This is a genomic window from Actinomadura sp. 9N215 (genome assembly GCF_044326345.1).
Classification (GTDB): domain Bacteria; phylum Actinomycetota; class Actinomycetes; order Streptosporangiales; family Streptosporangiaceae; genus Spirillospora.
Map to the genome: position 1 here is coordinate 238,072 of NZ_JBIRBA010000014.1, position 9,268 is coordinate 247,339.

7 protein-coding genes and 1 rRNA gene are annotated in these 9,268 nt (G+C 71.2%); 6 read left to right on the forward strand and 2 right to left on the reverse strand.

What is annotated here, in order from left to right; translation table 11 throughout:
* Positions 1-298 precede the first annotated feature (298 nt).
* Genes ACH34T_RS23800 through ACH34T_RS23810 form a run of 3 tightly spaced genes read left to right on the forward strand, consistent with a single transcriptional unit; the run spans position 299 to position 3,431 of the window.
* A complete protein-coding gene (locus ACH34T_RS23800; protein ID WP_396023103.1) occupies positions 299-2,647 on the forward strand; it encodes a SpoIIE family protein phosphatase in 2,349 nt (782 codons plus the stop codon).
* Positions 2,648-2,678: 31 nt separating this feature from the next.
* Entirely contained in the window at positions 2,679-3,017 is a 339-nt protein-coding gene (locus tag ACH34T_RS23805) for an STAS domain-containing protein (RefSeq protein WP_396023104.1), read from the forward strand.
* Between the two features lie 45 nt (positions 3,018-3,062).
* Positions 3,063-3,431, forward strand: a complete 369-nt coding sequence (locus tag ACH34T_RS23810; RefSeq protein ID WP_246179241.1) for an ATP-binding protein — start codon at positions 3,063-3,065, stop codon at positions 3,429-3,431.
* Positions 3,432-3,524: 93 nt separating this feature from the next.
* Here ACH34T_RS23810 and ACH34T_RS23815 read toward each other — a convergent pair whose 3' ends face one another.
* Together ACH34T_RS23815 and ACH34T_RS23820 are read right to left on the reverse strand one after the other, a co-directional pair.
* Positions 3,525-4,871 carry a class II 3-deoxy-7-phosphoheptulonate synthase gene (locus ACH34T_RS23815; protein ID WP_396023105.1) on the reverse strand — a complete coding sequence of 449 codons (1,347 nt, stop codon included), beginning with the start codon at positions 4,869-4,871 and terminating at the stop codon, positions 3,525-3,527.
* Positions 4,872-5,231: 360 nt separating this feature from the next.
* A complete protein-coding gene (locus tag ACH34T_RS23820; protein WP_396023106.1) occupies positions 5,232-6,245 on the reverse strand; it encodes an RNA polymerase sigma factor RpoD/SigA in 1,014 nt (337 codons plus the stop codon).
* Between the two features lie 130 nt (positions 6,246-6,375).
* On the opposite strand from ACH34T_RS23820, the gene trxA reads away from it, so the two are divergent.
* The 3 genes from trxA to ACH34T_RS23835 form a co-directional block, all read left to right on the forward strand.
* Entirely contained in the window at positions 6,376-6,729 is a 354-nt protein-coding gene (gene trxA / locus ACH34T_RS23825; RefSeq protein WP_396023107.1) for a thioredoxin, read from the forward strand.
* A 149-nt stretch (positions 6,730-6,878) separates the two neighbouring features.
* Entirely contained in the window at positions 6,879-7,712 is an 834-nt protein-coding gene (locus tag ACH34T_RS23830; RefSeq protein WP_396023108.1) for a putative RNA methyltransferase, read from the forward strand.
* 1,443 nt (positions 7,713-9,155) lie between these two features.
* Positions 9,156-9,268, forward strand: a 16S ribosomal RNA gene (locus ACH34T_RS23835); the annotation flags it as partial.

A 9,268-nucleotide genomic window follows, 5' to 3' on the forward strand; every position in this document is an offset into this window, starting at 1 on the left:
TACTCTACGTCCCCGTGCAGCACAGGACCCGGTCCGCGCGCCGCCGGTGAACGGACGGCGATGACCGTCCATCCGTCCTTGTAGCCTTCGTGTTACGGTCTGTCGTGGTGTGGCCGGGTGGTCGCACACCGAGGGCCGAGCCGGAGCTCGTCGTCTGATCGGTGGTGGGCGGGGGCTGGAGGACGGTGGGCCGGGCGCATCGCTCCCGCCCTCGGTTCACGGCTCTCGTGGTCGCGTGGCCGACCAGTCTGACACGATGGCCGGGCCAGGTAGTGACGCTTCGAACGAGGGACGACAGGTGGATCGGCAGACGGCGTCGGCGACGTTCCCGTCCGCCGCCGCGGCGGTGGCGGACGCGCGCCGGTTCGTCCGGAAGGTGCTCGCCGACTGGGGAATGGACGAGGTGGCCGACGACGCCGTCCTCGCCACCAGCGAGCTCGCCACCAACGCGATCGCCTACGCCGGCACGTCCTTCGAGGTCTCCTGCCACCTGGAGGCCGGCGACATCAGGATCGAGGTCCGCGACCGGCATCCGACCCGGGGCATCGAGATGCCCGGCGTCACCGCCTCCAGCGGGCGCGGGCTGCCGTCGATCTCCCGCCTCGCCGCGTCGTGGGGCGTCTCCTACGACCGTCGCACCAAGGGCGTCTGGTTCCGGTTGCCCAGGCCCGGCGCCTCCTCCGACGGGCCCGCGCTCTCCGGGACCTTGGCCGGCGACGACGCCGAACCCGATTCGGCCGCCGATGCCGCCGGGCCGTCCGCCGCCGACTCCACCGGGCAGGGCCGTCCCACAGGGCAGGGCAGGGCCGCCGCTGCGTCCGGCCTCCGGGCCGCCAGGCGCGACGCCGCTCGCGAATGGGCCCGCGAACGCATCGGACACGGCGCGGGCGATCCCGCCCGCGACGCAGCGGGCCCCGGCGGCCAGACCAGGGACGGACGGCTCGCCGAAGGCGTGGGCGAGATCCCCGTCGCCGGCGACCGCCTCCTGCGCTCCCCAGCCGCATTGGAATCCATGGAGGACGGCGTCGCCACCGTCCGGGAGGTCCTCGGCGCGGAGGGCGCCGCCGTCCTGCTGACCGAGCGCGACGGCCGGCTGATCATGGGCGCGTCCGCCGGGACCGCGGCCGAGATGCCGCTCGGCGAGCTGTCGGTGGCCGGTCTCGGACCCGCCGCCCGCGCCGGGTCCGCCTGGGTCGCCGCCGACGCCTCCGATCCGACCGCCGCCGCGCTGCAGGCCAGGTCGCTGGCCGCGGCGCCGCTGGAGTCCCAGGGACGCCTCACCGGGCTCGTGGTGGCCGTCTCGTCCGTTTCCGGCCGGTTCGCCGAGGCCGACGGCGTCCGGCTCGGCCGCCTCGCCGACGAGATGTCCCTGTCCCTGGAGAAGGCCCGGGTCGGGGAACTGGAACGGTCCTGGCGCGGCTGGCTCAGCTTCGTCGCCGAGGCCAGCGACCTGCTCGCCGGCACCCTCGACCAGGAGCGCACGATGGCGCTCGTCGCGCAGCTCGTCGTGCCCCGCCTCGCCACCTGGTGCGCCGTCTACACCGTCTCCGAGTCCGAGCCCGACCGGCTCGCGTACGTGTGGCACGCCGACGAGAACCGCGCCGACGGCCTCCGCGAGCTGCTCGAACACGCGGGCGCCGCCCCGCCGACCGACGTCCCTGGCCCCTGGAGCGGGCTCGCCACCGCGCCCGGCGACGTCCGCGCCGCCGCCGGCGACACCGCCGCCGACCAGGTCTACGCGTTCCCGCTGATCGCCCGCGGCCGCCGCATCGGCACCATCGTCATCGGCCGCCCGTCCGGCGACCGGTTCCCCCGCAGCGCGATCGAGCTGGCCGAGGAGCTCAGCCGCCGCGCCGCCCTCGCCGTCGACAACGCGCGCCTCTTCTCAGCCCAGACCGCCATGAGCAGCGCGCTCCAGCGCAGCCTCCTGCCGCCCGGCATCCCCGAGATCCCGGGCCTGGAGGTCGCGGTGGTGTACGAGCCGGCGGGCGAGGGCAGCGAGGTCGGCGGCGACTTCTACGACGTCTTCGAGAGCGGGCTGCGGCCCGGCGACCCAGCCCCGGCGTCCCGCTGGCGGTTCGCCATCGGCGACGTCTGCGGCACCGGACCCGAGGCCGCCGCCGTCACCGGGCTCGCCCGGCACGCGCTGCGCATCCTCGCCGCCGAGGACATGTCCGTCCCCGCCGTGCTCGCCCGCCTCAACCGGCTGATCCTCGGCGAGGGCGAGCGCGGGCGGCTGCTCACCCTGCTGCACGGCGAGATCGCCGCCCGGCGCCGCCGCGACGGCGTGACGATCAGGCTGACCAGTGCCGGACACCCGCCGCCGCTGATCCTCGACCCGGACGGCGGCGTCCGCGAGGCCGCCTCGCCGCAGCCGCTGCTCGGCGTGTTCGACGGTGTCGAGTTCCACACCGACACGGTCGACCTGCGGCGCGGAGAGGTGCTGCTCTGCGTCACCGACGGCGTCACCGAGCGCCGCTCCGGGCTCCGGCTGCTCGGCGACGGCCACGGGCTCGAACGCCTCCTCGCCGGCTGCACCGGGCTCAGCGCCGGCGCCGTCGCCGCCCGCATCCAGCGCGCCGTGCGCGACTTCGGGCCCGAGCCGTCCAACGACGACGTTGCCCTCATCGTTCTGCGGGCGTCATGATGGAGACCAACAATCGGTAAGGTGGGGTGGCGTGGGGCTTGCCTTGCACACGACACGACAGGACGGCCGCGCGACCATATCGGCGCGCGGCTCGATCGACCTGCACTCCTCCGACGAGCTGCGGTCCCGGCTGACCGAGCTGGTGGACGTCGGCGAGCGGGCGGTCGTGGTCGACCTCACGGCGGTCGACTTCTGTGACTCCTCCGGTCTGAACGTCCTCGTCCGGGCGTACAAGCACGCGCGCGCGCAGAACGCGACGCTGACCGTCACCGGCGCCTACGGCCGGGTCGAGAACGTGCTGCGGACCACGGGCCTCGACCGCTTCCTGATCGAGGACCCGGCGGAGGAGGCTCCCGCCGATGGACGGTGAGGGGAACGCGATGAAGAACGGCGAGCGGGCGGGGTGACCGACCCGATGACCGAGACGACACTGCGGGCCGCGCCCCAGACCGAGGCGGTCGAGTACGCCCGTCGCCTCGCCGCCCGCACGATGCGCACCTGGGCCCTGATGGACCGCGAGGAGCTCGTCACCGCGATCGTGGCCGAGCTGGTCGCCAACGCCGTCCGGCACGCCGGAACCGCGCTGGAACTGCGGCTCCTGCGCGGTGCCGGGCGGATCCGCGTCGAGGTCCGCGACCGCGCGGCGCAGCTGCCGCGGCTGACCGTCCCCGGCCCGCTGGACGAGTCGCACCGCGGCCTGTTCATCGTCGACCGCTTCGCGAACTCCTGGGGCGCGGACCCCGTCACCGGCGGCAAGGTCGTCTGGGCCGAAGTCGACATCTGACGCCCCGGCGGCGCCATGTTTCGACGCTGGAACGTGCCGTCACGGAAACCTCACGGCCCCGGGCGGTCCGAACAACCGGACTTGCGGTGACGATCAGCCGGACTTGCGGTACAGCTCCGCCACCATGAACGCCAGATCCAGTGACTGGCCCCGGTTGAGCCGCGGGTCGCAGGCCGTCTCGTACCGCTGGTGCAGATCGGTCTCCGCCAGGCCCTGCCCGCCGCCGACGCACTCGGTGACGTCGTCGCCGGTGAACTCGATGTGGATGCCGCCCGGATGCGTCCCGAGCGCCCGGTGGACCTCGAAGAACCCGGCGACCTCGTCCAGAACGTCGTCCAGCCGCCGCGTCTTGTGGCCGCTCGGGGCCTCGAAGGTGTTGCCGTGCATCGGGTCGCACAGCCACGCCACCGGGGCGCCGCTCTGGCGCACCTTCTCGATCAGCGGCGGCAGCGCCTTCCGGATCCGGCCCGCGCCCATGCGGGTGATGAACGTCAACCGGCCCGGCTCCTGGTCGGGGTTCAGCCGCTTCATCAGCGCGATGGCGTCGTCGGCGGACGTCGTCGGACCGAGCTTCACCCCGATCGGGTTGCGGATGTGCCGCAGGAACTCGACGTGCGCGCCGTCCAGTTGCCGGGTGCGCTCCCCGATCCACAGGAAATGCGCCGAAACGTCGTAGGGCAGGCCGTTGCGGCTGTCGATGCGGGTCAGCGCCCGCTCGTACTCCAGCAGCAGCGCCTCATGGCTGGAGTAGAACTCCACCTCGTGGAACTCGTCGGGGTCCGCCCCGCACGCCTGCATGAACGTCAGCGCCCGGTCGATCTCGCCCGCGAGCCGGTCGTAGCGGCGGCCCGCCGGGCTCTGCGCGACGAAGTCCTGGTTCCAGGCGTGCACCTGCCGCAGGTCGGCGTACCCGCCCTTGGTGAACGCCCGGCACAGGTTCAGCGTCACCGCCGAGCAGTGGTACGCCTTCAGCAGCCGGTTCGGGTCGTTGCGGCGGGACTCGGCGTCGAACCCGAGCCCGTTCACCGCGTCGCCCCGGTACGCGGGCAGCTCCACGCCCCCGCGCACCTCGACGGGCTTCGACCGCGGCTTGGCGAACTGCCCCGCCATCCGGCCGATCTTCACGACCGGCACGCTGGCGGCGTAGGTGAGCACGACCGCCATCTGCAGCAGCGTCTTCAGCTTGTTCTTCACCGCGTCGGCGTTCGACCCCTCGAACGTCTCGGCGCAGTCGCCGCCCTGCAGGACGAACGCCTCGCCGCGCGCGACGTCCGCGAGCTGCGCCTTGAGCTGGTCGCACTCGCCCGCGAAGACCAGCGGGGGCTGCGCGGCCAGTTCGGCCGCGACCGCGCGGATCTCGGCGGGATCGTCCCAATCGGGCTGCTGGAGTGCGGGGAGGGCGCGCCAGGCGTCCAGGTCCCCGATGGCGGAGGTACTCACGCTGAAAGGCTATGGCACGCCCGAGCCTCCCGGACGACCTGTTCAAGTGCGGCAGCGGCCAGAACCGGAAACCCGGCACGAACGGACAAAGCCACGAACGCGCGGACACCAACGATCCGACACGAAAGGGCGGACCCGCCGCCGAACGAAAGGCGCGAAAGGCGACGGCCGTGAAAGGGCGGCAGGAACGCGGACGTGGCGGGCACTCAGACGGGCGAGCACGCAAACTGGCAGGGACGCGGATGGGGCGGAGACGCGGGCGGGGCAGGGACGCGGGCGGGGCAGGGACGCGGACGGGCGGCCCCGGGCTTCCCGGAGCCGCCCGTTCCGTCGATTACGGGACGTGCGGTTCGGTGGTGCTCAGGCCGCCCTGCTTCCGGCGGAAGCGCGCACGGGCTCCGGGCCGGTGCCCGGCCCGCCGCCCGCAAGCGTCCGGCGGCCGCTCAGGTCGGCCTCGTTCGCGAGCTGCCGCAGCCGCCGCAGCGAACGGTCGGTGATCTGCCTCACCCGGTTGTGGCTCAGGCCGTACCGGGCGCCGATCTGCGCGTACGAGAGCGGCTGGCCGCTGTCCATCCCGAAACGGGCCCGCAGGATCGCGGACTCGCGTTCCGGAAGCCGCTCCAGCAGCCGTCCGAGGCCCTCGATGTCGTCCAGCGCGAGGATCTCGGCCTCCGGCGTCACGGCCTCCGGATCTTCGAGCAGGTCTCCCATCGGCGTCTCGCCCGCGTCGTCGACGGTCGCGTCCAGGCTCGCCGGGTCGCGCCGCCAGCGCAGCAGCTCGTCCACATGGTCGGCGTCGGCGCCCAGCACGGCGGCGAGCTCGTCGCGGTTCGGCTCCCTGCCGAGCTCACGGCCGAGCTGCCGCTCCGCGCGCCGCAGCCGCGAAAGCTCCTCCTCCACGTGGACGGGCAGCCGGATGGTGCGGGCGGTATGGCTGAGCCCCCGCCCGATCGCCTGCCTGATCCACCATGTCGCGTATGTGGAGAACTTGAAGCCGCGGCGGTAGTCGAACTTCTCCACCGCGCGCATCAGCCCCAGGTTCCCCTCCTGAATGAGGTCGATGAGGGGCAACGAGTCGGTCGGATACTTCCGGGCGATCGAGACCACGAGGCGCAGATTGGCCTCGACGAAGCGCTGCTTGGCGCGCAGCCCCGCCGCGGTCAGCTCCTCCAGCTCCTCGCGGGACGCGCCCTCGGGCACGTTCCCCTCCACGAGAAGTTGTTCGGCGTACAGGCCCCCTTCGATCGCCTTGGCCAGATCGACCTCCTCCTGCGCGTCGAGCAGGGGGGTGCGGCCGATCCGGTCCAGGTACGCCCCGACAAGGTCCTTGTCCGGGACGTCGACCCTGTCGCCCTTGGTACGGGTTGCAGCCATCCTGACCCTTCTCCGGTGCGATCTCCCTAAGAGGAGAACGCTAATTACCGCTCTGTGATTCCCGGGTGGGGAATACTGCGAACCTGTCAACCGCTCTAGGACCTGATACCCCGACTGAGGAGAAACCGACATGGCGACGGTCACACTCACCGTGGAGAACTTCGATGAGGTCGCCCAGGGCGACGGGATCGTCCTGGTCGACTTCTGGGCGGAGTGGTGCGGACCGTGCAAGAGGTTCGCGCCCGTGTTCGAAAGGTCCGCGGGCAAGCACGACGACATCACCTTCGCCAAGGTCGACACCGACGCCGAGCCCGAGCTGTCGGAGCGGTTCGGGATCAGGTCGATCCCGACGCTGATGGCGATCCGCGACGGCATGATCGTCTTCGCTGAGCCAGGCGCGCTGCCTGAGACGGTGCTGGAGAATGTGATCGAGCAGGTCAGGGGCCTCGACATGGAGGACGTCCGGCGGCGCGCCGAGTCCTGAACCGTGTCCTGTAGCGGCCAGTTCACCGGCCGCGACGGGTGGCCCGCCCGGGAAGCGCCGCTGACGACCGGACGGCGTGTGGACGGCGCGACGGCAAAGAACCGTGCGGTACCGCCCGTTCCGCGGCCATCATGCAGGATGATGGACGCGTGCTCGCCGATGTCGTCCGATACCTGGTGTGCCCCGTGTGCGGAGCGGATCTCGAACTGGCTGACCGCGGACTGCTCTGCCCTGGCGGGCATACCTTCGACATCGCGCGGCAGGGTTACGCGAACCTCCTGCCGGGCAATGCCCGTCCGGGGACGGCGGACACACCCGAGATGGTCCGCGCGCGCGACGAGTTCCTCAGCGCGGGCCACTTCACGGCGCCGGCGGACCGGCTCGCCTGGAGCGTGTCACGGGCTCGTCCGGCCTTCGTCGTCGACGCGGGCGCGGGGACCGGGCACTACCTGAGCCGGATACTCGACCGGTCACCGGACACGGTCGGCCTCGCCCTCGACATCTCCAAACACGCCGCCCGCCGGGCGGCCAAAGCGCACCCACGCGCCGGCGCCGTCGTCGCGGACCTGTGGCGGCCCCTTCCCCTACGCGACGGCGCGGCCGACACCGTCGTCAACGTCTTCGCGCCGCGCAACGCCGCCGAGTTCCATCGGGTACTCCGGGACGACGGGCTGCTCTTCACGGTGACGCCGTCGCCCCGGCACCTCGGCCCGCTCGTGGAGTCGCTTGGCCTGCTCTCGATCGACAAGCACAAGACCGAACGCACCGACGCCGCCCTCGCCGGATACTTCAAGCTGGACTCGCGCCAGGAACAGGAGACCGAGGCCGTCCTGACCCACGAGGAGATCATCACGCTCGTGGGCATGGGGCCCAGCGCACACCATGTACCGGCCGAGCAGCTCCGGGAACGGCTCGTCCGGCTACCCGATCCGCTCCCAGCACCCCTGTCGTTCGTCCTGTCGGCCTACCGGCGGTTGGAATAAGCGCTCGTCCGCGCCCTACGTGAGCCCGCCGAGAACCTGTGCCACCTCGCCCGGCTGCGTCGACGCCCCCGACTCCGCGCAAGTCGACGACCTTGAAACTGAACAAGGACAAGCCCCTGCGGCCCCTTCCGCAGCAGAAGGCGCCGGAACACCCTGTCCCGCGCGAAGCCATACGACATGAGAATCGCCGAACACTGCCACAACCACCCGCTGACACGTCACCCACCCAATGAAGCGTCGCGCCCTCCAGCCTTTCCGCCTTTCCAACTCGCTGACCACAGGGACGCGCGGCACCGCCCCAGCCGCCCGCCGCCCGCCGCACGGTGGACGATGGCCCGGAGAGTCGCGGCGTGGGGACGACCACTGCTTCTCACACGTGTGGTCCGGTGACGGCCCGCAAGGCGCACCGAGACGAGCACCGGTGGACGTCCGGCGTCCGAGAGTGGCCGGACGACCGCCTCCTGCCTGAGTTGTGCGGCCGCCAGCCGCAGGTTCACGAGCACCGCGCCGCTGCTCAAATGCAGGTCCCGTCCGACCGGGCCGCGCACCTGCCGGACCCCTCAACCGGGTCAGCGTGCATTTCGATCGGGCGGCACGACCATCGAACGGCCACGCGAGCGTGTACGTCGCTGTTCGTCGGCCTCATCGTCGCTGCGACCACCACCCGTTCCGCCGAAGCGCGAATGGCGACAGGCGCGTTCACAAGGTCTACCTTCCGACCTCGACTCGCTGGTCCTGCCGGGAACCACCGCGCACCCGCGACACCGGACTCTTTGGACCACGTCGACTGTGAACAATGAGGTCAGAGGTAGGTTTGCTGCTCCTGCTGAGGAGGGGCAGCGGCCGCGATTTGACGGCCCCCGCCGGTGCCCTTAACGTTTCCGCTGCCCGAGAGATGCGGGACGCCATCAGGCGGCCGGTCTCGGGAAGCAGGCCTCAGAAAGCGGTTCGAGCTGCGTTCGGACTGTTGTAAGATGGCCCGCACAGCCTGAACCGGGATGCAGGACGCCGTGAGGTGGCCGGCCCGTAGGGCGTCTCCTCCGTAGCGATCTTGGCGGGTCTTTGGGCTCGCGGGGTTTTGTTGCGTGTGGGAACTTTGGTTCGTCTCCGTCCGTCAAAAAGATCTTCGTTGATCGGGTTGACAGCGGCGGCGATTCGGGTAAATTAGAAGGGTTGCCCCGGAGCCGGGGCCTGCGGGAGCGGGTTCACGGCGCGGTGGGTGTCCGTTTCTTGAGAACTCAACAGCGTGTTAAAAGCCAGTGCCTTTATACGGCCGGGTCTGTTTTTGGATCGGGCCGTCCCCGCAACCATCCCTTTTTGGGGGGTGGTTGGGGATTTCTTTGAGGCAATGCAACCCTCCTGGTTTGGGGGGTTGTGGTGCTGGGATTGTTTTCCGAGGTTTGGCCGGCCGGGGGTTCGCCCTTCTGGTTTGGTCGTTTGGCCTTAATGGAGAGTTTGATCCTGGCTCAGGACGAACGCTGGCGGCGTGCTTAACACATGCAAGTCGAGCGGAAAGGCCCCTTTCGGGGGGTACTCGAGCGGCGAACGGGTGAGTA

What these genes read in the sequence shown, in the direction of transcription:
- ACH34T_RS23810 (WP_246179241.1), top strand. Translation starts at nt 3,063, where the DNA reads ATGACCGAGACGACACTGCGGGCCGCGCCCCAGACCGAGGCGGTCGAG.
- ACH34T_RS23820 (WP_396023106.1), bottom strand. Translation starts at nt 6,245, where the DNA reads ATGGCTGCAACCCGTACCAAGGGCGACAGGGTCGACGTCCCGGACAAG.
- trxA (WP_396023107.1), top strand. Translation starts at nt 6,376, where the DNA reads ATGGCGACGGTCACACTCACCGTGGAGAACTTCGATGAGGTCGCCCAG.